Annotated in this window: 16 protein-coding genes and 1 pseudogene; 9 read left to right on the top strand and 8 right to left on the bottom strand. The window is 63.8% G+C overall.

The genetic code is table 11. From position 1 onward, the window contains the following. Positions 1 to 262: 262 nt before the first annotated feature. From ACSFBL_RS31920 to ACSFBL_RS31940, 5 genes are all read right to left on the bottom strand, one after another. On the bottom strand, positions 263 to 2,593 hold the full coding sequence (locus tag ACSFBL_RS31920) for a DUF3604 domain-containing protein (protein WP_435519829.1): 2,331 nt from the start codon (positions 2,591 to 2,593) through the stop codon (positions 263 to 265). Beyond that, positions 2,532 to 3,548, bottom strand: coding sequence for a HupE/UreJ family protein (locus tag ACSFBL_RS31925; RefSeq protein WP_435519830.1), 1,017 nt, complete (start codon positions 3,546 to 3,548; stop codon positions 2,532 to 2,534). Before ACSFBL_RS31925 ends, ACSFBL_RS31920 begins: the two co-directional genes overlap by 62 nt. Further along, positions 3,545 to 4,432, bottom strand: a complete 888-nt coding sequence (locus ACSFBL_RS31930; protein ID WP_435519831.1) for a peptidyl-prolyl cis-trans isomerase — start codon at positions 4,430 to 4,432, stop codon at positions 3,545 to 3,547. The genes ACSFBL_RS31925 and ACSFBL_RS31930 overlap by 4 nt, the downstream gene beginning before the upstream one ends. Before the next feature lie 60 nt (positions 4,433 to 4,492). Continuing rightward, on the bottom strand, positions 4,493 to 5,131 hold the full coding sequence (locus tag ACSFBL_RS31935) for a hypothetical protein (RefSeq protein ID WP_435519832.1): 639 nt from the start codon (positions 5,129 to 5,131) through the stop codon (positions 4,493 to 4,495). Positions 5,132 to 5,307: 176 nt separating this feature from the next. Further along, entirely contained in the window at positions 5,308 to 6,477 is a 1,170-nt protein-coding gene (locus ACSFBL_RS31940) for a helix-turn-helix domain-containing protein (RefSeq protein ID WP_435519833.1), read from the bottom strand. 97 nt (positions 6,478 to 6,574) lie between these two features. On the opposite strand from ACSFBL_RS31940, the gene ACSFBL_RS31945 reads away from it, so the two are divergent. From ACSFBL_RS31945 to ACSFBL_RS31985, 9 genes are all read left to right on the top strand, one after another. Beyond that, positions 6,575 to 7,414 carry an SDR family NAD(P)-dependent oxidoreductase gene (locus ACSFBL_RS31945; protein ID WP_435519834.1) on the top strand — a complete coding sequence of 280 codons (840 nt, stop codon included), beginning with the start codon at positions 6,575 to 6,577 and terminating at the stop codon, positions 7,412 to 7,414. 65 nt (positions 7,415 to 7,479) lie between these two features. Next, positions 7,480 to 9,315, top strand: a complete 1,836-nt coding sequence (locus ACSFBL_RS31950; RefSeq protein ID WP_435519835.1) for a DUF1302 domain-containing protein — start codon at positions 7,480 to 7,482, stop codon at positions 9,313 to 9,315. A gap of 36 nt (positions 9,316 to 9,351) precedes the next feature. Next, positions 9,352 to 10,713 carry a DUF1329 domain-containing protein gene (locus ACSFBL_RS31955; RefSeq protein ID WP_435519836.1) on the top strand — a complete coding sequence of 454 codons (1,362 nt, stop codon included), beginning with the start codon at positions 9,352 to 9,354 and terminating at the stop codon, positions 10,711 to 10,713. A 24-nt stretch (positions 10,714 to 10,737) separates the two neighbouring features. Then, positions 10,738 to 11,805 (top strand): WD40/YVTN/BNR-like repeat-containing protein, encoded by a 1,068-nt coding sequence (locus ACSFBL_RS31960; protein ID WP_435519837.1) that lies wholly within the window; start codon positions 10,738 to 10,740, stop codon positions 11,803 to 11,805. After that, positions 11,805 to 14,270 (top strand): efflux RND transporter permease subunit, encoded by a 2,466-nt coding sequence (locus tag ACSFBL_RS31965; protein ID WP_435519838.1) that lies wholly within the window; start codon positions 11,805 to 11,807, stop codon positions 14,268 to 14,270. The genes ACSFBL_RS31960 and ACSFBL_RS31965 overlap by 1 nt, the downstream gene beginning before the upstream one ends. A gap of 13 nt (positions 14,271 to 14,283) precedes the next feature. After that, a complete protein-coding gene (locus tag ACSFBL_RS31970; protein ID WP_435519839.1) occupies positions 14,284 to 15,921 on the top strand; it encodes a 3-(methylthio)propionyl-CoA ligase in 1,638 nt (545 codons plus the stop codon). Between the two features lie 9 nt (positions 15,922 to 15,930). Continuing rightward, positions 15,931 to 17,220 carry a sulfatase-like hydrolase/transferase gene (locus ACSFBL_RS31975; RefSeq protein ID WP_435519840.1) on the top strand — a complete coding sequence of 430 codons (1,290 nt, stop codon included), beginning with the start codon at positions 15,931 to 15,933 and terminating at the stop codon, positions 17,218 to 17,220. Further along, on the top strand, positions 17,187 to 18,359 hold the full coding sequence (locus ACSFBL_RS31980) for a sulfatase/phosphatase domain-containing protein (RefSeq protein ID WP_435519841.1): 1,173 nt from the start codon (positions 17,187 to 17,189) through the stop codon (positions 18,357 to 18,359). The genes ACSFBL_RS31975 and ACSFBL_RS31980 overlap by 34 nt, the downstream gene beginning before the upstream one ends. A gap of 189 nt (positions 18,360 to 18,548) precedes the next feature. After that, positions 18,549 to 19,394 carry a PA4780 family RIO1-like protein kinase gene (locus ACSFBL_RS31985; RefSeq protein WP_435519842.1) on the top strand — a complete coding sequence of 282 codons (846 nt, stop codon included), beginning with the start codon at positions 18,549 to 18,551 and terminating at the stop codon, positions 19,392 to 19,394. 194 nt (positions 19,395 to 19,588) lie between these two features. Here the strand turns inward: ACSFBL_RS31985 and ACSFBL_RS31990 are convergent. The 3 genes and pseudogenes from ACSFBL_RS31990 to ACSFBL_RS32000 all read right to left on the bottom strand — a co-directional run. After that, positions 19,589 to 19,699 (bottom strand): annotated as a pseudogene (locus tag ACSFBL_RS31990) (integrase); the annotation flags it as partial. 387 nt (positions 19,700 to 20,086) lie between these two features. After that, positions 20,087 to 20,341, bottom strand: coding sequence for a hypothetical protein (locus ACSFBL_RS31995; protein ID WP_435519843.1), 255 nt, complete (start codon positions 20,339 to 20,341; stop codon positions 20,087 to 20,089). Between the two features lie 561 nt (positions 20,342 to 20,902). Then, positions 20,903 to 21,805 carry a LysR family transcriptional regulator gene (locus ACSFBL_RS32000; protein WP_435519844.1) on the bottom strand — a complete coding sequence of 301 codons (903 nt, stop codon included), beginning with the start codon at positions 21,803 to 21,805 and terminating at the stop codon, positions 20,903 to 20,905. Positions 21,806 to 21,821: the final 16 nt, after the last annotated feature.

Genomic DNA, 21,821 nt, shown 5'->3' on the forward strand with positions numbered 1-21,821 from the left:
GCCAGTCTAGTTTGGTCGGTACAGAAACTTACGTTTTGCCTATGGGCGAACGTCTCGCCAAGTCGGCGGGCCAGCCGTCGTCGTTGAAAACCACACGGGCGCGGGGACGCGGGCCATTCGTGATCGTCGTCTCCGCCCAGACAGTTCATAGCCTCGGCGATCTGGTCCGCGCGGGCGGGCCCACCCCCGGGGGCAATGAGCTACGCGAGCTCTGGCATTTGGCACCTCGACGCATGTGATCACGAACAGACCTTCCCTCGACCTATCTGATCGCCTCTACCTCGTAGTTCGCAAATCCGAACTCGTTGCCGCGGGCAGCCACGTATTTGTCGCCGACCTTGTAGACGGTGACATCGAAGGGTGCCCCACCTAATGTGGTGACGATGCGCCCATCCTTGATCTCGTAATTGGCGGACGCACCGAACTGGCCGCCATGCATCAGGGTGAGCACTTCATCCGCCTTCGTCTGCTTTCCGTCCACGCTGGTAATGGCGCGCTGACCGTTGCTTGCGTAGAGCATCTCGACCTGCTGGCCAGTCACAATGTTTCGGACCGTCAGCGTCTTGTCTACCACGAGCGTCCTCAAATCTGCGTCCGCCAAGGGTGTGGCACCTCGGCTCTTCAAATCTGAGACCGTCATCCCGACCTTCGCTGACTTGGCAGCTTCGGGCGTAGGGGTGTACCAGATGGGGGTCGTCCAGACTCGCTCCTGGACGGTGCTGGCGACTTCCTTTGGAGGAGCGACACCCAGCTTGGCCGCGTCATACGTGCTCCAGCGTGGCGTCGGAACCTGCAGCACGCGCGCGTAGTAAAACGCGTGCAGCGAGGGGTCGAAGTCGGGGTCGGTCCAGACCTTCTTCAATTCGTTTGCGCCCATCGCGTTCGTGTAGGTGGCTTTGGAAATATCGACCGTGGACTTCACCGCCGGCACCCTGCCCGTGGCCGGGTCGGGCTTCCGGCTGCCCGACCACGCCACGTCGTAGATCTTCTCGAAGATCTGGCCACTCTTCGTCCAGCCCTTGATGATCTGGATTCGGTCGAGGCTGGCGTCGTCGGGATCCTTCACGGCCCAGACGACGAATGAAGGTGCCTGCGCCGCCGGGTTGGCCGGGAGATCGCCGCCCATCGGCACGCCATTCGCGTAGGCGGTGCGCACCCAGTCCTTGTCCTTCAACAATTGTGGGTCGATCTTCCAGCCACCGAACATGCGCACGGGAATGCGCACGCCGCTGGTGCCAAAGACCTCCTTGCGCTGCATCGCCGCAAAGATCGATTCGCGCGTGTTCTCCTCGGCCCAGACGCCGCCCAGGCCCGAGACGCCGGTCTGCACCACCGACATCCCTGACTCGACCCGTCCTGCGAGCCGATCCTTCGGCGTCGCGTCGGTGAAGCCGTGCGAGCCAAAGTTGCCCGCCTGAGAGTAGGCAACAACCGTGTTGTGTGAATCGCTGGCGCCGACCACGCCCATCTTGTACGGGTTGTAGCCGCGAGATGCCTGCAAGGCCAAGCCATTTTCAAAAGCCTCGCGAATATAGCTACCGCTGAGCTTCGATGAACTGTCCGGCACGCCAATCAGGAAGTTCATGATTTCGTGGCCTGCGAACTCGTCGTTGGGCGATAGCCCGGGGTGCGTCTCCGAGGCGCCCTTGATCTGAAGAATCTCCGTGAGAAATTCGTTGCGCGTCCGGGCTTCCGCCCATGCCGCATCGATGGCGCGCCCCCGGCTGTCCACTTCCACGGGAAACATCATGCCGTCGCTCAGGTTCGCGTTGTGAGAAATGGCGAGAACTTCGTTGCCCGCCTTGCGTTGCGCATCCATCCAGGTCCAGAGGTCTTCGGGATTGAGGGAATCGATGGCCGTGAAGGGCAGCGCAGGCACGTGCTTCGAATCCTTGAAAATCACGTTGCGGTGCATGTTGCGATTGTTGGGTGCAGAGGTCCACTCGTAGGCGACGAAGGTCGTGAACTTGCCCGGTTTGTTGTACTTGTCGGCAATCTCGATGTTCTTCTTCCAGACCGTGCCGGCAATCTCCGGACTGACCAGTTCCTTGATGGGTTCGTGCTTCGCAAGGCTTCCGGCGATCCACTGGAAAACAGCGTTGAACTCGTCCGGCGTCTTGGCTTGCAGGCGCTTGCCAACCGCCGACTTGTTGAGGTCCGAGGCGGGATCGTTCGCCAGCGAAATCACACCGACGTATTCCGAATGGTCCGTGACGCCATGAAAGTCGAGGGGACGCCCCTTGAGCTTCACGTCGAATCCCGCCGGATGCTTGACCGGCAACCCCATCGAAAACTTGTATGCGTCTTCGGGCGTCGTGATGTGATTGCCGATCAGGTAGGCATCCACGGACCAGCTCGTGTGCGAGTGTGTCTGGCCAAAAAGGACCTGACGATCCTGCGGCCCAGCGGCCATGACGGGTGCGTTCGACAGAAGCGCCGCGGCGCAAGCGATCAGCGCCCTGGCGGCGTGTTGGGAATCAGCTTTCATGGAAGACCCTCCTCGATAGTTACTCAACACGGTCAAGTCCTGGTCACACCCCAAAGGCGGCGACGCGTTCGAAGAACCAGAAGGCCGCCAGCGTCCCGAGCGCATACGATGCCACAGACTGGACAGAACGAATTGCGTACGCCGGCGGCCGCCAACGCAGCAGCATCGCGCGCAGGGCGAGCACCGCGCCGACGAAGAGCAATTGCCCGATCTCCACGCCGACATTGAAGGTGAACAGGGCGACGGGCAAATCGCGCTGAGGCAGGCCGATCTCCGCGAGCGCCCCGGCAAAGCCGAAGCCGTGCAGCAGCCCGAAGCAAAAGGCTACTACCCACGGCCAGCGCGCCGCGAGGCTCGGCTGGCCCCGGTTTGCCCGCGCGATCTCGACCGCGAGGAGGAGGATGCTCAGCGCGATCATCGCCTCAACCGGCGGCCCTGGGACGTGCACCACGCCCAGGGTCGCGAGCGCCAGCGTGATCGAATGCGCCAGCGTGAACGCTGTCACCGTTTTCACCAGCATCCATCCATTGCGAACAAGCAGCAGAAGACCGAAGACGAACAGGAGATGGTCGAAGCCACCGAGGATGTGCTCGATGCCGTGCACCAAGAACGCCCTTGCGATCTCGAAAGCGCCCGGGGCAGCGGCAATGTCGATCCAGGGCCGCACTGGTCGCACGAGCGTAGTCGACGATGTGCCATCGCGCAAAGAAACGCGGACGAGCACATCGGTGATGCTCGCCTGAAGGCCGACGAACGCGATTCGTTGTCCCGTAAGACCGGCCATTCCCGCATCGATGATGCGTCGCTCGATCAGCGAATCGTTCAGTTCGCGCTGCGTCGGCTCGACGACATTGTGGATCGCTTCGGAAAAATGAAGCGCGACCGGCAGCCGTGCACCAGAAAGCACGGGTGTGCGCCAAAGCACGTCATATCGGCCGCCCGTGGTCTCGGTGATCTCGAGATAGGCGGGCCGCGCGTCGTGCGCCTGAGCAAGGCCTGTCACGGCGAGCCACAGCAACATCGCGAGCATCAAGAGGAATGGGCCTCGGCGGCTCATCATTTCTGCTCCGGTACAGCCACAGCTGCGCCGTTTGCCAGAGCCGGCGCACTCACGACGACTTCATAGCGAGCCTTCAAAGCTTCGAACGTGGCGCGCTTCGTCTCGGCGCGTTGTTCCGACAGCCATTCGGCTTTGGCCTGCGCGGCTACTGTCTCAAAGGGCGGCGGCTGGCCAGCCGTTAACGCCTCGATCCATACAAGATGCCAGCCGTAGCCGGATTCGAGCGGCCCGCGCCACCCGCCAGGCTTCGTTTGGAAAAGGCCAGATGAGAACTTCGCGCCGAACACGCGAGCGACTTGCTCGGGCGACTGCTCTGCATAGGCGCTCTGGAAGATGAACGCATCGCCAGCTTTTGACTCCGGGCCTGCCAGCGTCGTCAGAACTTTGCTCGCCTGGGCTTGTGCCCCGGCGCCCCGCTTGTCTGAGGCGAAGTAGAGGTGACGGAACGTCACGAGCGGCGGCGAAGTGAACTGATTCAGGTTCTTGGCAAACCACGCCTCGACCTCGCCCGTATTCGGCTCCCGGAGTGCCGCTACGTCCTCAGTGACGAAATCCATCTTCTGCGCCAGTCGTCGCCGCACGATGGTGTCACCTTTCTCCAGCCCGAGCGCGAGCGCCTCGCGATAGAGAATTTCCTCCTTCACATGCTCCTCGATCAAGCCGCGCATTTCCGCCTCAGTGGGCGGCCGCTGCCAGCGCGCTAGCCATGAGATTTCAATGCGGCGAAGGTCGTCCGAGGTGACCTCGATGCGCCGCGGATCGCTGTCTTCCTGGCGCGCATGCGGCCCGCCGTAGATCGCGAAGAGCGCGAAACCCGCGATAACGAAATGCAGCAGCGGCTCGCGCAACCAGCGCCGAAGCGTCGACATCAATCCTTTGCGCATTGAAAACTCCGATTGCTGCCGATGCCGGGGAGTCCGTTGCAGCGTGACGCCCTCGCCTGGTTACGCGGCCAATCGTAACGCTTCGTCGAAGGAACTCAACGGTTTGATGAACGGTGCGAGCCGCTTGCCGGATTCCTCGCTGGTCAGCACATCTGATGCGGCCAGCTTGGTCACGGTGCGTGCCGCTGGATTCGGCTCCCAGACATCCTCGCCCACCAGGCGGCATTGGTCGTCGTACGGCCAGAACATTTGCATGCCGGGCACCCTGACGAGGTAGTAGGAATTCTCGTCGTCAACCTGGATGCCGTTACCAATGAGTGTCTTGCCGTGCGTCTGCTGATACATCGTCGACACGGACGCAATGAAGTTGTCCGCAACGGCGATCTGCTCATCTTCAACGTAGAAGATCGACTGATTCGTCTGTGCCCATACCGCGTAGAACCCCTTAACCGATGCGGCCCCTTCCAGCGTCGCATGATTGCCGGCTACCTCGACATGGTAGACCGGGTGTTCGGCCGTCATGTCGGGAGCGAAGATCTCTTCATAGCGCCCTGCAATTTCAAGATAGCGGTGGCGGTAGTAGGCCTCGAGCATGAAGCGGTGACGCGGATTGGTGGTCACTTCCATCAGCGCGTCGATGGCGCGGTTGGTCTTGCGAACGTCAAGGTTCGGATTGCCGAGGATGTAGTCGTTGGGCATGCTTTGTTCCTGTGGGTGGGGTGGGATGGGAGCGAGACCTGCGTTGATCTCGTACCTCGATGATGAAAAAGAACGCCCGGTGCCGCAAAGGCAGTTGATGACACTTGCTTGTCAATTTCTGACAAATGGGTGGATACCCTTGCGAAAAGGGTGCTTCGAGGCGAGCGGGCGATGCTCTAAGCCGAGGCGCCAGGTCGCGGCTGTCGCTGGAATTCGCTTGGTGTCACCCCACAGTGGCGACGAAACGCGCGGCTAAAGTTGGCGGTGTCGCTGAAGCCGAGTTGCTCGGCCACCCGCGACACCGTGGAGTCGGGCTGCGCAAGCAGCGCGCGGGCACGCTCGAAACGCACCTGCTGCGACAGTTCGCGGAACTGCAGATGCTCCTTCTTCAGGTTGCGATCGATGGTCCGCGCCGAGATGTTCATGCGTTGCGCGATGTCGTCCAGCGTGACCTGCTGTCCCTGTGTCTCGCGAAGCAGCATGGTGATGTATTCGCCCCAGCCCGTGTCGGGCACCGGCCGGCGTTCCAGCGTCCGCAGGCGCTCCTCGACCTGTTCGACCACCTGGGACGATGCCATCGGTAGCGGCCGGTCAAGCACGGCTCGATCGAACACCATGGTGACCGACGGCATAGCGCCTTCATCGAAGAAGAAGCGCACCGGATCGAGAGAGGCATAGCGCGCTTGATGCGGCGGAGGCGGCATTCCCATCCGGATGTCGTAGTGCACCACGTCCGAGCCAAAAAGCATCCGAAACTGACCTACCGCCGACACGGCGATCGCTTCCATCACAAAGTGCATCGTCTGCATCGGCATTGCGACGACCGGGGTAAATATCGCTTCGCCGCCCTCTTGCGAGCGCCGGTACCGCATCGTGAACAGCTCATTGATCACGTGGTAGTAGCGGCTGGTCAACCTCAGGAGATGGTCCAGATGCAGGCAACTGAGCATGCCGTAGCCCAGGAGGTCGTGCGAGTTCAGCTTGATCATGCGGCCGACCTCGAACCCCAGATCGGTGCGCCCGGTGAGGTGGTAGACGGCCACGATCAAGGCCTCCACCTCCGTCGGCAACAGCATGCCGTCGCTGCGCTCGAAGCGACTCGTTTCAAGTTCTGCCATCGCCAGCAGACGCGCTGTGTCTACCCCCTGTGCGGCGAGGTAACCCAGCATCAGTGCGAAGTAGCGCGTCGGCACGCGCTTCGGTGACGCGCTCATCGGAAGAGGCTGCGTGAGTGAGGGTATCCACCAGCTTGTCGCAAATTGACTAACAAGTGTCGACAACTGACTTTGTGGAATTCGGCCAATTTTTTCATCATCCGTGCACGAGATCCGAGTCGGGTTTCCCACCCATCCTATCCACAGAACGCGCCCCTCACCACCGGAGCTACCCCGTGTTTAACGTACACATTGCACACCCCCGCCATCGGCGAACGAGAGCAAGGCAATGACTCTCAGGAATCTTCACGGCAAGCGCGTCCTCGTGACGGGCGCTGCATCCGGCATCGGGCGCGCCACGGCTCTCGCCTTCGCAAGCATGGGCGCCGATCTGTTGCTCTGCGATCTGGTTGCGGAGCGACTTGCAGCAGTGCGCGACGAGGTATGCGCCTTCGGCGTCAATTGCACGAGCTTTGGTGTCGACGTGGCGGACGAGGCAGCGATGCACGCTTTTTCGCTGCAGGTCCACGCGCAGGGTGGCCCCCTCGACGTCCTCGTCAACAACGCCGGAATCGGCTATCTGGGGGCTTTCCTCGACAGCCCATTGGATGCCTGGCGACGCACGCTCGGCATCAACCTGATGGGCGTCGTGCACGGCCTGCGCTGCTTCCTGCCGCAAATGCATGAGGCTGGCGGGCCGCGCCGGATCGTCAACGTCGCGTCGGTCGCCGGCATCGCGCCAGCGCCGAACATGAGCGTCTATGCGGCTTCGAAATCGGCGGTGATCGGCCTGTCCGAGTCGCTCTCCATGGAGCTGCGGCTTCGCAATTCTCGCGTTGGCCTGACGGTGGTCTGCCCCGGAATCATCAACACGGCCATCACGCACAACGCAAACAACGTATCGCCTTCCATCGACGCGGCGCAGCTTGCCAAGTTGCAGGCCTATTACGAGGCCAAAGGCGTCCATGCGGATGTGGTTGCCCACGCCATCGTCGATGCCGTTCGCAGCGGGCGAGAACTGGTTCTTGTCGGGCCATTCGCCAGGCCGCTGTACCACCTGCGCCGCCTGTCGCGCTCCCTTCTGCGACGCGTGCTGCTGATCGACGCCCGAAAGATGGGCTACTGCTGACCCACTCCTCCATCGGAAGGGTGAGAACCCTTCCACCACAACAACAAATCTTCGAGAGACTCTTCGTGCCCTCTGCTTTTTCCAGCCTCCCCGTCGCCAGTCATCGCCGTACCGCCGTTGCCTGCGCCGCCCTCGCACTGGTTGCCCTCGCCGTGCAGTCGCACGCGATGGAGATCGACACCGGCAACCCCGACGTCGTCCTTCGCTGGGACAACACGCTGCGCTACAACCTCGGCCAGCGCACTCAGGGCCAGGACCGCGCCATTCTCGGCAACCCGAACTTCGACGACGGCGACCGCAACTTCAGCAACCACTCGCTGATCGCGAATCGCCTCGACCTGCTGAGCGAGCTCGACTTGGTGGTCGACAAGAAGTACGGCTTCCGCGTGAGCGGTGCCGCCTGGTACGACAACGCCTACAGCCACCTGGACAACCGCAACAACGCCACGGCAAACACGCTGGTCTACGGCGTGCCCACGGCGGGCGCACTCTCGGATTACACCTCGCGCTATGCGAAGGGCCCCTCAGGCGAACTGCTGGACGCCTTCGTCTTCGGCAGCAAGACCTTCGGCGAGACGGATGTCAGCCTGCGCCTGGGCAAGCACACCGTGTACTGGGGCGAGAGCCTGCTGGGCAGCGGTGCCATCCACGGCATCAGCTACGGCCAGTACTCCCTGGACTTGTGGAAGGCGCTGGCCACCCCCGGCATCGAGGCCAAGGAAATCTACCGCCCGCGCAATTCGATGACCGTGCAGGCGCAGCCTTCGCCCGAGCTGTCCTTCTCGGCGCAGACCTTCTTCGACTGGGAGAGCGTGCGCTACCCGGAGTCGGGCAGCTACCTGACAGTCAACGACGCGCTGTTGCACGGCGGCGACTCGCTCATCGCGGGCCCCGGCCAGCGTTTGCTGCAAGCCACCAACGCCGAGCCGAACAAGACCGGCGACTTCGGCTTGTCGGCGCGCTGGAGCCCGGATTGGCTCGATGGCACGGCTGGAGTCTATGGCCGCCGGACCGCCGACATCCAGCCACAACTCGCGCTGCTTCCAGCGGTGGCCGCGGGCGTGCCGGCGGCGGCCTGCACGCGCGCCGGCCTGCGTCCCGTCGGCCCGAGCACCTGCTACATCAATCCGGGCGCGGCAACGCTGCCTCAGATCCAGGCCGGCTATGTCGGCCAGTACCAGGCCTTCTACGGCCGCGACATCGACATCTACGGCCTGAGCCTGTCGAAGAACGTCGCCGGCATGAGCCTCGGGGCCGAACTGAGCTACCGCCGCAACATGCCGCTGCAGAGCGTGCCGGTGCAGGTACTCCCGACGCCGCTCGTCAATCCCGCCACGGGCGCGATCTCGCTGGCACAGTTCGCCCAGATCGGCAACGACGCGCCCGGTGCACGTGGCGACACCATGCACGGCGTGTTCAATCTGCTGGGCACGATGTCGAAGACTCCGCTCTTCGATAGCGCCGCGTGGAACGCCGAACTGGTGTGGAACCGCTGGCTCAGCGTCTCGCAGAACCTCGGCGCCTTCAAGGGCAGCGACGCCTACCGCGCCAATCCGGCCAATATCGACGCGGTCAGCAAGAACTACTTCGGCCTCGGCCTGAACTTCACGCCCACCTGGTACCAGGTGTTCCCGGGCGTGGACCTGTCGATGCCGCTGAGCTGGTCGGGCGGCCTGTCGGGCAACTCGGCCGTTGTCTCGGGCGGCAACGAGAAAGCCGGCTCCTACGGCATCGGGATCGCCGCCGACGTCCGCGCCAAATACAACTTCGCGTTGCGCTACGTCGGCTTCTACGGGGACTACAGCACGACCCCGGCAGGCGCGATGAATGTCGCGAATGGCACCAACGCAGTGCTGTCCGACCGCGGCCACGTGCTGCTCACCTTCAAGACGACCTTCTGAGTCGTTCCTCAAACCACCCCCAACGGAGACATCCACATGAAGACCCGCTCCCTCTGGACCGGCGCGCTGATCGCGCTCGCTGCCCAATCCGCCCTTGCTGCCGTCGGCGCCGACGAGGCCAAAAAGCTCGGCACCACGCTCACGCAAACCGGTGCAGAACGCGCCGGCAATGCCGACAAGAGCATTCCCGAGTACACCGGGGGCCTCACGACGCCACCGGCCGGCTACGAGAAGGGCTCTGGCATTCGCCCCGACCCTTATGCGACCGAGAAGCCGCTCTACGCCATCACTGCCCAGAACATGGTGCAGTACGAAGGCAAGCTGACGGCGGGCACTAAGGAGCTGCTTAAGAAGTACCCGACGATGCGCGTGGACGTCTACCCGTCGCACCGCTCGATCGCCTACCCGAAGTACGTGCTGGACAACACGGTGAAGAACGCGACGGCGGTGAAGACCACCGATGACGGCCTGGGCCTCGAAGGTACTTTCGCCGGCATTCCGTTCCCGATCCCCAAGACCGGCAATGAAGTCATGTGGAACCACCTGCTGCGCTTCACGGGCCAGAGCTACTACACGCAGTACGACTCCATCAATGTCGACTCGTCGGGCAAGGCGGTGCTGGCCACCACGGGCCAGATCTACATGGACTACCCGTACTACGACCCCAAGCGCACGAGCGCCTCGGCCGACAACGACATCTACTTCCGAACCAAGATCGCCTACACCGCACCGGCACGGCGTGCCGGCGAGGCGCTCCTTGCTCAGGACTACATCAACCCGATGAAGAACGGCCGGCGCGCCTGGCAGTACCTGCCCGGCCAGCGCCGTGTGAAGCTTGCGCCGGACATCGCCTACGACACGCCCAACCCGGGTTCCGCCGGCGCATCGACCTATGACGACGCCTGGATCTTCAACGGCGCGATGGACCGCTACGACTTCAAGCTGGTGGGCAAGCAGGAGATGCTGGTGCCCTACAACACCTTCAAGCTGGTGTACGCCAAGGACCCGTACGCGGTGACGACACCGAACCACCTGAACCCGGACTTCGTGCGCTGGGAAGCCCACCGCGTGTGGGTGGTGGAGGCGACGCTGAAGGCGGACAAGCGCCACATCTACACCAAGCGCACCTTCTACGTGGACGAGGACAGCTGGGTGGCCGTGGCTTCGGACATGTACGACGCACGCGGCCAGCTCTACCGCGCAGGCTTTGTCTACACCAACCCGTCCTATGAGCTGCCTGCACCCTCAGCCATGGGCCAGTCCTTCCACGACTTCACCAGCGGCGGCTACAACATGACGGGGCTGCTGGGCGCCTACAACGTGGGCGTGAAGTTCACCGAACCGCAGTCGGCCAACGCCTGGAGCGCCGACGCACTCGCCGGCTCCGGCGTGCGCTGACACGCGTCGAACAGGATGACTCTCGTGCAACGCAGAAGCATGCTGCTGGCCGCCCTCGGCGCGCTGGCCGCTCCCGGCGGCGTGCGCGCCGGCGAGGTGCTGGAGCAGCCCGCGCGCAGTAGCGCGCTGGCCGACCAGCGCCTGATCACCGGCATTGCGCGCGCCGGCGAGCGGCTCGTCGCCGTCGGCCAGCGTGGCCACATCGTGCATTCGAACGACGGAGGCCGCGTCTGGGTGCAGGCGATGGTGCCCGTGAGCTCGGACCTCACGGCCGTGAGCTTTGTGGACGCGCAGGTCGGCTACGCCGCCGGCCACGACGGCGTCGTGCTCGGCACGCGCGATGGCGGCCTGAGTTGGACGCGGCTGCTGGACGGGCGACAGGCTAACAAACTGGTGCTCGAACACATGAAGCGACGTGTCGCCGCACCAGAAGCGAGCGACGCAGATCGCAAGCTGCTCGACGAGGCCCAGCGCAATGCGGACGCCGGCCCCGACAAGCCTTTCCTCGATCTGTCCTTCACGACTGTCAACGAGGGCTTCGTTGTCGGCGCCTACGGCCTGGTCCTGCGCACCGCCGACGGCGGGAAGACCTGGGAGTCGTGGTTCGACCGAATCGACAACCCTGGCCTGCTCAACCTCTATGCGATCCGCACGGCACGCGGATCGACCTATATCGCGGGCGAAGGCGGGCTCCTGCTCAAGCTCGACGCAGGCTCGGCGCGCTTCACCACGCTCACTTCGCCCTACAAGGGCAGCCTGTTCGGCCTCGTCGCCACAGGCGCTGGCATGCTGGCCTTCGGGATGCGCGGCAATGCTTTCCTGAGCGGTGACGAGGGGGCCACGTGGTCCCCCGTGAAGACCGGCCTGGGCGCCAGCATCGTCAGCAGCAGCGTCAGTGCCGGCGGCGTCCTTGCACTGATCGATCAGGGGGGCGGCATCGCCATCAGCGGCGACGGCGGCCACACCTTCGCGACTTCACCGTCTCGCTCGCAAATGCCACTCGCTGCTGTTGCGTTCAGCGGCAGCACGGCGCTAGTGCTGGGCGGTCCCCGCGGCCTGCGCACGATCGACCTGACCTCCAAGGACAAGTAATGGCCATCTCTTCCGGTCTCGACCGCATGCCGGTCGTGCGCGACCTCGCACAGTTCCCGCGCCACTCGGGCAGCTGGCTCGAACGCGCGGTCTTCAATCACCGCCTCGCGGTCGCGCTCGCCTGCCTGGTCGCCACGCTGGTGCTCGGCTTCTTCGCCACGCGCGTATCGCTCAACGCCAGCTTCGACAAGATGATCCCGGTGGGGCATCCCTACATCCAGAACTACCTGCAGAATCGCAGCGAGCTGCGCGGCATGGGCAACACGCTGCGCGTGGTGGTGGAGAACGAGCAGGGCGACATCTTCGATGCCCGCTATCTCGACGCCTTGAAGCACATCAACGACGACCTGTTCCTCACGCAGGGCGTGGACCGCGCCTGGGTCAAGTCGCTGTGGACACCCGCCACGCGTTGGACCGAAGTCACAGAGGAGGGCTTCCAGGGCGGCCCCGTGATGCCCGACAACTTCGACGGCAAGAGTGGGAGCGTGGAGAAGCTGCGCACGAACGTCGCGCGCGCGGGTCTGGTCGGCAGCATCGTCGCCAACGACTTCAAGTCCAGCGCCATCGTCGCGCCGCTGCTCGACAACGGCAAGGACGGGCGCCTCGACTACTGGCGGCTCTCGCACGAGATCGAGGCCCAGATCCGCGACAAGTACGAGCACGGCCTCGCCCCCGACGGCAAGCCCTGGGGCGTGAAGGTGCACGTGATCGGCTTCGCCAAGATCATCGGCGACCTGCTCGATGGCCTCTTGCAGGTGATGATGTACTTCGGCGCCGCCACGGTGATCGCCGGGCTGCTGCTGTACGGCTACACGCGCTGCGTGCGCAGCACGGCGATGGTGCTCGCCTGCTCGCTGGTCGCGGTGCTCTGGCAGGTGGGGCTGGTCAGGCTGGTCGGGCTGGAGCTCGATCCGTACTCGATGCTGGTGCCCTTCCTCGTCTTCGCCATCGGCGTGAGCCATGGGGCGCAGAAGATGAACGGGATCATGCAGGACATCGGCCGCGGCACGCACCGGCTGGTGGCGGCGCGCTACACCTTCCGGCGGCTCTTCCTGGCGGGTGTCACGGCGCTGATGGCCGATGCGGTCGGCTTCGCCGTGCTGGCGCTGATCCCGATTCCGGTGATCCGCGAGCTCGCGATGACCGCGAGCATCGGCGTGGCGGTGCTGATCTTCACCAACCTGCTGCTGCTGCCGGTGCTGCTGTCGTACGTGGGCGTGAGCCCCCAAGCCGCGGCACGCAGCCTGCGCATCGAGCAGGAGCAGGCGGTCGGGCGCGGCGGGCGGCTCTGGGCTCTGCTGGACAACTTCGCCAGCAAGCGCAGCTGGGCGCTCGGTGCGGTGTTGGTCTCTGCAGTGCTCGCTGCAGTGGGCTTTGCGGTGAGCTTGAAGCTGCAGGTGGGCGACCTCGACCCTGGCGCGCCGGAGCTCCGGCCCGACTCGCGCTACAACCGCGACAACGCCTTCGTCGCGAAGAACTATTCGCTGTCCAGTGATCTCTTCGCGGTGATCGTGAAGACGCCCAAGGAAGGGTGCCTGAAGTACGACACGCTCGCGCACGTCGACGCGCTCGCCTGGGAGCTGCAGCAGTTGCCCGAAGTGCGTGCCACGGTGGGCCTGCAGGACGTCGTGCGCCAGATCACGGCCGGCTCCTTCGAGGGCAACCCGAAGTGGCTCACGATCAGCCGCAACCAGGAGATCCTGAACTACGGCGCGCAGCAGGCCACCGTGAACAACCCGGAGCTCTTCAACACCGAGTGCTCGGTGATGCCGCTGGTGGCCTACCTCTCGGACCACAAGTCCGAGACGCTGCAGAAGGTGCTGGGCGTGGTCGAAGACTTCGTGAAGGCGCATCCGACCGATCCCGCCAAGGTGCAGATCCTGCCGGCGGCGGGCTCCGCCGGCATCGAGGCGGCGACCAACATCGTGGTGCGCGAGGCCAACCGCACGATGCTGCTCTACGTCTACGCGGCGGTGATTGCGCTGTGCTTCCTGACGTTTCGCTCATGGCGCGCGGTGCTGGTGGCGGTGATCCCGCTGGTGGTGACCTCCATCCTGTGCGAGGCGCTGATGGTGTGGCTGGGCATCGGCGTGAAGGTGGCGACCCTGCCGGTGATCGCGCTCGGAGTGGGCATCGGCGTGGACTACGCGCTGTACCTGCTCTCGGTGCAGCTGGCCGGCCAGCGCCGCGGGCTCACCCTGGCCAAGGCGTACGCCGAGGCGGTCACCTTCACCGGCCGGGTCGTCGCACTCGTGGGCGTCACGCTCGCCGCGGGCGTCATCACCTGGGCCTTCTCGCCCATCAAGTTCCAGGCCGACATGGGCATCCTGCTGACCTTCATGTTCGTCTGGAACATGGTCGGCGCCCTCGTGTTGATCCCAGCCCTCTCGCACTTCCTGTTGAACGACAGGCATTTCAAGGCCATTGAAGACCACATCCCGGCCGCCGCTGCAGTGCCGGCCTGAACAAGGAAAGAAGATGAACGGACTCATGATGCAGCAGCCGCTGCTGATCTCATCGCTGCTGGTGCACGCCGAGCGTCACCATGGCGAACAGGAAATCGTCTCCCGCCGCGTCGAAGGCGACATCCACCGCTACAACTTCCGCAACATGGCAGCGCGCTCGCGTCGCATGGCCAACGCGCTATCGTCGCTGGGCGTGAAACCATCCGATCGGGTCGCCACTTTGGCGTGGAACGGCCATCGTCACATGGAGCTGTACTACGCGGTGTCTGGTTCCGGCGCTGTGCTGCATACGCTCAATCCGCGGTTGCATGCGGACCAGGTGGTTTGGATCGCCGACCACGCCGAAGACCAGGTGCTGTTTTTCGATCTGACGTTCCTGCCGTTGGTCGAGGCGATCGCGTCGCGAGTCAAGACCATCCGCCGCTTTGTGGCCATGACCGATCGCGCCCACATGCCCAAGGACAGCGCCGTGCCGGGCCTGCTCTGCTACGAAGACCTGATCGAGGCCGAACGCGAGGAATTTTCCTGGCCGGATCTCGACGAAAACACCGCTTCTTCGCTCTGCTACACCTCGGGCACCACGGGCAATCCGAAAGGCGTGCTCTACAGCCATCGATCGACCGTGCTGCACACCATGGTGGCCGCGAATCCCGATGCGTTGAACTGCTCGGTCAGCGACGTGATCCTGCCGGTTGTACCGATGTTCCATGTAAATGCCTGGGGCCTGCCCTACATCGCCTGCATGGTCGGCGCCAAGCTGGTGTTTCCGGGGCCGGGCCTGGACGGCAGGTCGCTGCACGAGCTCTTCGAGGCCGAGGGCGTGACCTTGTCCGCAGGGGTGCCCACGGTGTGGCAGGGCTTGCTGGCGCACGTCGAGGCTAACGGCCTGGGCTTCCGCACCATGCGGCGCACCATCATCGGCGGCTCCGCCTGCCCACCGGCGATGATCCGCACCTTCCAGGAGGTTTACAACGTTGACGTGCTGCACGCCTGGGGCATGACCGAACTCAGCCCGCTGGGCACGGTGTGCAGCTTCAAGCCGAAGCACCTGGGCATGTCTCAGGAAGAGCGCTATGCCGTTCAGGCCAGGCAGGGCCATGCGCTCTTTGGCGTCGATATGAAGATCGTCGACGAGGGCATCGAACTGCCATGGGATGGCAAGTGCAGCGGCGATTTGCTCGTGCGCGGGCCCTGGGTGGTGTCGCAATATTTTCGGGGTGACGGCGAGTCACCGCTGGTCAACTCGGCGGGTCAGGGCTGGTTCCCGACTGGCGACGTCGCGACCATCGATGCGGATGGCTTCATGCAGATCACCGACCGCAGCAAGGACGTCATCAAGTCCGGAGGCGAATGGATCGGTTCCATCGACCTGGAGAACATCGCGATGGCGCATCCCCGGGTCGCGATGGCGGCCTGTATTGCAGCCTACCACCCCAAGTGGGACGAGCGGCCCCTCCTGGTAGTCGTGAAGAAGCCCGATCAGCAACTCAGCCGCGATGAGCTGCTCGACTTCTACAAGGGAAAGATCGCGAGTTGGTGGACGCCGGACGACGTCGTCTTCGTCGACGCGATTCCCCTCGGCGCGACCGGGAAGATGCTGAAGAACCGCCTGCGCGAGATGTTCAAGAAGCATGTCCTGCCGACCGTCTAAGGATCCAAAATGAAAATATCCTTCTTCCGATACATGAAGGCGGCGTTGGCCGCAGTGCTCCCGGTCGGGGGCCTTGCTGGCCCGGTCGCTGCGCAGGTCTCGTTGCCGTTCCCCCGCCCACCGAGCGCCAGCGTGGCCGGCCTGAGTCTGGCGGAGTCCCGCCACGAATGGCGCAAGCTGCCCGCGCGCCTGGCCGCGGACGCGCCGAACGTCCTGATCGTGATGCTCGACGATGCCGGCTTCGCGCAGGCCGATACGGTCGGCGGCCCGATCCATACGCCGACCTTCTCACGCATTGCGCAGACAGGCGTGACCTACAACGCCTTCCACACCGCGGCCATCTGCTCGGCCTCGCGCGCCGCGCTCCTGACAGGTCGCAACCAGCACCGCGTGGGCAATGGCGTGATCGCCGAACTCGCCACGGATTGGGACGGCTACACCGGCGAGATTCCGAAGAGCTCCGCCACGATTGCCGAAGTGCTTCGCGACTATGGCTACGTGACTGCTGCCTTCGGCAAGTGGCACAACACGCCGCCTACCCAGACGACGGCCATGGGTCCCTTCGACCGTTGGCCCACAGGCCACGGCTTCGACGCTTTTTACGGGTTCATTGGGGGCGAGACCTCTCAATACGAGCCGCGGCTGTACCGCAACACCACACCGATCGAGCCGCCGCACGATCCGAAGTACCACCTGACCGAGGACCTGGCGCAGCAGGCGATCGGATGGCTGCAGCAACGGCGTGCCAGCGCGCCGGACCGTCCGTTCTTTATGTACTGGGCACCCGGTGCGGTGCACGGGCCGCACCACGTCTTTAAGGAATGGTCTGACAAGTACAAAGGGCAGTTCGACGGCGGCTGGGACGTCTACCGCGAGCGTGCCTTCGAGCGGCAGAAGCAGCTCGGCTGGATCCCGAAGGATGCGCAGCTCACGCCGCGCCCTGCCTCGCTGCCGGCATGGGACAGCCTCGACCCGAAGGAGAAAAAGTTCCAGGCGCGCCTGATGGAGGTGTATGCGGGATTCCTGGAGCACACCGACACGCAAGTGGGCAAGCTGGTCGACGAGCTGGAGCGCGAGGGGCTGCGCGACAACACGCTGATCTTCTACGTGTTCTCTGACAACGGCGCATCGGCCGAAGGCATGCAGGGCTCGATCGCGGAGCTCAATGCACAGAACGGCATCCCAGCCGGCGCCCAGCAGCACATGGCCGTGCTTGAAAGCGACTACGGGGGCTCGACGCGTTGGGCGGCCCGAAGCTCGACAGCATGTACCACGCGGCCTGGGCCTGGGCGGGAATGACGCCGTTCCAGGGAACGAAGCTGGTGGCCGGCTACTTCGGCGGCACGCGCGTGCCGCTCGCGGTGTCCTGGCCCAAACGGATCAAGTCGGACGCTAAGGTGCGCAACCAGTTCCATCACGTGAACGACATCGCCCCGACGATCTACGAGATCGCCGGCATCACGCCGCCGAAGTCCGTCAACGGCGTGGCGCAAGACCCGATCGATGGGGTGAGCATGGCGACAACTTTCGCTGACGCGGCGGCCGCGTCACGCAAGCCCGCGCAGTACTTCGAAAACCTGGGCAGCCGCGGTCTCTACCGGGATGGATGGATGGCCTCGGTCTGGGGTCCGCGCACACCATGGATCGCGGGCTTCGCCCAGTTCATGGGTTGGAAGCCGGAAAACGACACCTGGGCGCTGTACAAGCTCGACGGGGACTACTCGCAAGCCATCGATGTCTCGGCCGCCAATCCGCAGCGGCTCGAGGACATGAAGCGCGAGTTCGACGTACAGGCGAAGGCCAACAAGGTCTATCCGCTCGGGGCCGGGCTATATCCATTTCTGGACCCAAATGCACGCATTGAGACGCCTTACAGCGAATGGCATTTCAGTGACCGCGTCGCTCGCCTGCCCGAATTCGCTGCGCCAAACCTGCGTTCGCGCAACAGTCTGGTCACTGTCGATGCGATGCTTCCGACCGATGCGCAGGGGGTGCTCTACGCGATGGGGGGCGTGTCGGGCGGCGTCAGCCTATATGTCGATCGTGGCCAGCTGGTTTACGAATACAACGCGCTCGCGCTCAAGCGCACCAAAGCGCGCTCGACCGCCGCGTTGCCGACAGGCCGGACGCGCATCGAAGTCGAGACCGTGATGGCTTCCTCCAAGCCCGGCGCTCCTGCGCAGATCGTGCTGCGGGTCGATGGGGTCGAGGTTGGCCGCGCCGAGGTGCCTTACACGCTTCCGCTGACGTTCACGGCCACCGAGACCTTCGATGTCGGCATGGACCTCGGTTCGCCGGTCGCATTGGACTACTACAGTCGTGCACCGTTTCGATTCAACGGACATATCGACGATGTTCATGTCGTATACAAGCCCAAGATCGAACAACTCTCGAACTCCGCTCTGAATGGCGCCTTGGCCAAGATTGGTCTCCCCTGAAGCAGACGGTGGCGGATGGCTGCACATGGCCGTGTCCTGGCCTACCAGGTTGTCGCTAGCCAGTAAATCGCCATCTGGACCAATACGTAGAAGGCCATGCCGAGCAATTGGAGCCCGGCGACCGTGATGCCGCTGCAGTTGGCACCGGCCTCCTTCGCGAGGCCAACTGGCAGACAGGCAGAATGCAGCATGAAAGCACCCCCTCGACTACAGCCCCTCATCGACGAAGGACTCATCGACAGCGTGGTTCGCCAGCTCATGAGCGGCAAGGAAGCTATGGTTTACGTGGTGCGCTGCGGCGACGAGACGCGCTGCGCCAAGATCTACAAGGAAGCCACCCACCGCAGTTTCCGACAAGCCGTCGATTACACCGAAAACCGCAAAGTCAAGAACACGCGTCTCCAGCGCGCGATGGCCAAGGGCACCAAGTTTGGCCGGCAGGCCACCGAAGCGGCTTGGCAAAGCGCCGAGGTCGATGCGCTCTACCGCTTGGCCGCGGCCGGCGTGCGCGTGCCGGTGCCCCACAACTTCTGCGACGGCGTGCTGCTGATGGAGCTGGTCACCGACGCGCAGGGCGATGCCGCACCGCGCCTCAACGACGTTGTGTTTACGCCAGAGGACGCACGGCTTTACCACGAAACACTGTTGGTGGAAGTTGTTCGCATGCTGTGCGCGGGTGTGGTACACGGCGACCTCTCTGAGTTCAACGTATTGCTCGCCACCGACGGCCCGGTGATCATTGACTTGCCGCAGGCGGTCGATGCCGCGGGCAACAACCACGCGCGGCGGATGCTGCTGCGCGATGTGGCGAACCTCGCGAACTTCTTCGGGCAGGTCGCGCCCGAGTTGCTTTCCACCAACTACGGCGAAGAAATATGGAACCTTTACGAGCGGGGCGAGTTGCACACTGGATCGGCGCTGACGGGCAGCTTCGCGCGTCCGAGTGGGTCGGTGGACGTGGGTGGCGTGCTGCGCGAGGTTGACGACGCGCGCGCCGAAGAGGCGGCCCGGCTTGTGCGTATGGCGACGCGTTGATGCAGCTCAACGCCCCGGCAAGATCGCGGCGATGCGCGCCATTGAAGGGCTAGTCTGCGAATCAAAATTTCGCTTTGCCGCGCTCAGGCAGGTATCAACGGCTGCTTCCAAACCTCGCGAAATGGCGCTCAGGACCCTCTGCTGCCCTTCGGGGCGGAGCGACCGGCGGCGGCTTCCAACTTGGAACGGCCACCCTGCAGGCGCACTCTGGTGGCCCAGATGTCTTTCAGCCTGAAGGGGGTCTTCTGCCCGACGAGCTTGCCCTTGTTCCACGGCTCGCGATGACAGGCCGAAGTTGCTTCCATGATGAGATCCTGTAAGGATGGAGGGTCAGTCTGCGCCGGCAGCCGGCACGACGGACCATGAGCATCGTTCTGCGCGTGGGGCCCCGAGGAGTCCTTCGTTCCTTCTCAAAGCGGCCGTCGGCGTCGCCCCTACGCGCTGCCCCTCACATCATTGGAAATGGGATGCCTACGAGGGCCTTGACGGTCAAAGAGAACACTGGCTCATCCTCTTCCGAGGTTTCGGATTGCGCGAAGCCGACCTCGAAATAGGGACTGGTACTCGACAGGTCAGTGTGCGCGGCTACGAATGCGAAGCACATCAGAAATTCGCTTCGTACCGGCGCGCTTCTGCGCCGAAATCGATGGTGAGTAGGCGCCACGCGCCTTCGCCCCTGAAGAATGGCGCGATTAGCTGCACGGCTCGTTTACAAGGTAGGACCTGCTCTGAACCACCGAGATGGCCTTCGCCACGCCGAGGAGGTTGGGACGATTGCCTTCTTCGGGGACCACGATTTCTGTCTTGTCAGGAAGGGTAGCCATCCACTCGTCGTGGGGCGCCATCGCCGACATCTGGCTGACGCAAACAAACTCGCCAAGCTGCGATGGGAATCGTCTGGCTTGCCCCGCCCCTCCGGTCGCGACGGAGTTCGTATTGAGTGTCATGTGCTCTCCAAGGATGAAAAGCACTCAATCTATCGGGCGCTGCCGGCTTCAGAACTCCGATTCTTGCTCTGGAATCCCATCGGTTTGGAGGGTCGCCCTGGCTGTCGGCTTCTGTCCGTGTCCTGGCCTACCAGGTTGTCGCTAGCCAGTAAATTGCCGTCAGGAGCAATACGTAGAAGGCCATGCCGAGCAAATTGGAGCCCGGCGACCGTGACAACGCGTGTTCCGCCCAAGACCAAAGTTAGAGCTTCGGCAGCGGCATGGATGCGAGCCTCATCGCCGTTCAGTGCTTCGCCGCGCCATCTTCCAAGTGAAAGCAACCGTACAAGCCTGACCCCAATCAGGACACCAGTGGCCTCAGCGATGGCTGGAAGCAGTGCGAGGAAGAGCGCAAGGATGGCTTTCATCGGGCTTCGTTGAACATTGGCCTGTGGAATTGTCCGTGCGTGTGCAGTTGGCGCGCACACACTTCCTCTCGGTCGAGGCGACATTGTTGGGAGGTCGCCGTGAAGGTCCGGTGATGGCCGCATTCTGGCGTACGCGTTCCGGCTCCAGCGCGACTCAAAGCCGCAAGCTCTCGACCTCGTCTCGCAATGCCGCCATTAACTCATCGACCATGCCTGCGCGTGGCCGGAAGCTCGGACGATAGATGCCGATCTCGGCCTCATAGGTGTGCTCCAGCCGCCTGCGCACCAGACTCCTGCGCGATGAGCCTTTGCCTGTGAGGCTGTCGACCACGGCGATGCCAAGCCCGGCCTCGGCCATGCAGCTGGCCACATGCGCCGAGTCGACCCGCAGGCGTACCGAGCCCAGGGCTTCGTCCCACGCAGTGGTACCGGGGCCGGTGGACACCATGACCGGCAGCTCAATGCCGATAACCGGATAGGGCGCCAAATCTTGCGGCCTCAACACGCGCTTGGCGGCCAGCGCATGGCCGGTGGGCAGCAGGCAGTCGAGATGCAAGGCCATCAAAGGCGTGTAGTTCAGGCGCGAGGTGTCGAGCACCTTCATCGCGATGGCCACGTCGACTTGCTGCGTCTCGACCCATTCCAGGGCCTGCGCAGTGCTGCCGGTGTGCACTGAGCACAGCATCTGCATTTCGCCGCCGATAGTTGCCTGCAACGCCTTGGGCAGCAGGTAGACGGCCGCTGATGGGATGCAACCGATCTGCAGATGGCCGCGGCGCGCTCTGCCAAATTCGCCGGCCAGACGGTTCAACACGTCGAGCGAAGCATTCAGCCGGCTCACCTGATCGAGCATGGCCCGCGCCTCGAAGGCGGGCACCAGCCGATGGCCCTGCCGCTCAAACAGCGCAAACCCAAGGTCGGCATGGAGCTGCTTCAACTGCTTGCTCACAGCGGGCTGCGAGATGTTGAGGCGGCGTGCTGCTTCGGTGAGCGTCTGCGAATTCATCACCACGTTGAGCAAGGTGATGTGATGAAGCCGAAACGCGGGGCGTGCCATCAGGAAAGCATAACCG

Origin of the sequence: Variovorax glacialis (genome assembly GCF_051216375.1) — a bacterium.
Lineage (GTDB): Bacteria > Pseudomonadota > Gammaproteobacteria > Burkholderiales > Burkholderiaceae_C > Variovorax.

Excerpts from the sequence above, each read along its gene's own strand:
- ACSFBL_RS31920 (WP_435519829.1), bottom strand. The coding sequence starts at position 2,593 with ATGCGCTCGGGACGCTGGCGGCCTTCTGGTTCTTCGAACGCGTCGCCG.
- ACSFBL_RS31925 (WP_435519830.1), bottom strand. The coding sequence starts at position 3,548 with ATGATGAGCCGCCGAGGCCCATTCCTCTTGATGCTCGCGATGTTGCTG.
- ACSFBL_RS31930 (WP_435519831.1), bottom strand. The coding sequence starts at position 4,432 with ATGCGCAAAGGATTGATGTCGACGCTTCGGCGCTGGTTGCGCGAGCCG.
- ACSFBL_RS31935 (WP_435519832.1), bottom strand. The coding sequence starts at position 5,131 with ATGCCCAACGACTACATCCTCGGCAATCCGAACCTTGACGTTCGCAAG.
- ACSFBL_RS31945 (WP_435519834.1), top strand. The coding sequence starts at position 6,575 with ATGACTCTCAGGAATCTTCACGGCAAGCGCGTCCTCGTGACGGGCGCT.
- ACSFBL_RS31955 (WP_435519836.1), top strand. The coding sequence starts at position 9,352 with ATGAAGACCCGCTCCCTCTGGACCGGCGCGCTGATCGCGCTCGCTGCC.
- ACSFBL_RS31965 (WP_435519838.1), top strand. The coding sequence starts at position 11,805 with ATGGCCATCTCTTCCGGTCTCGACCGCATGCCGGTCGTGCGCGACCTC.
- ACSFBL_RS31970 (WP_435519839.1), top strand. The coding sequence starts at position 14,284 with ATGAACGGACTCATGATGCAGCAGCCGCTGCTGATCTCATCGCTGCTG.
- ACSFBL_RS31975 (WP_435519840.1), top strand. The coding sequence starts at position 15,931 with ATGAAAATATCCTTCTTCCGATACATGAAGGCGGCGTTGGCCGCAGTG.
- ACSFBL_RS31980 (WP_435519841.1), top strand. The coding sequence starts at position 17,187 with ATGTACCACGCGGCCTGGGCCTGGGCGGGAATGACGCCGTTCCAGGGA.
- ACSFBL_RS31985 (WP_435519842.1), top strand. The coding sequence starts at position 18,549 with ATGAAAGCACCCCCTCGACTACAGCCCCTCATCGACGAAGGACTCATC.
- ACSFBL_RS31995 (WP_435519843.1), bottom strand. The coding sequence starts at position 20,341 with ATGACACTCAATACGAACTCCGTCGCGACCGGAGGGGCGGGGCAAGCC.
- ACSFBL_RS32000 (WP_435519844.1), bottom strand. The coding sequence starts at position 21,805 with ATGGCACGCCCCGCGTTTCGGCTTCATCACATCACCTTGCTCAACGTG.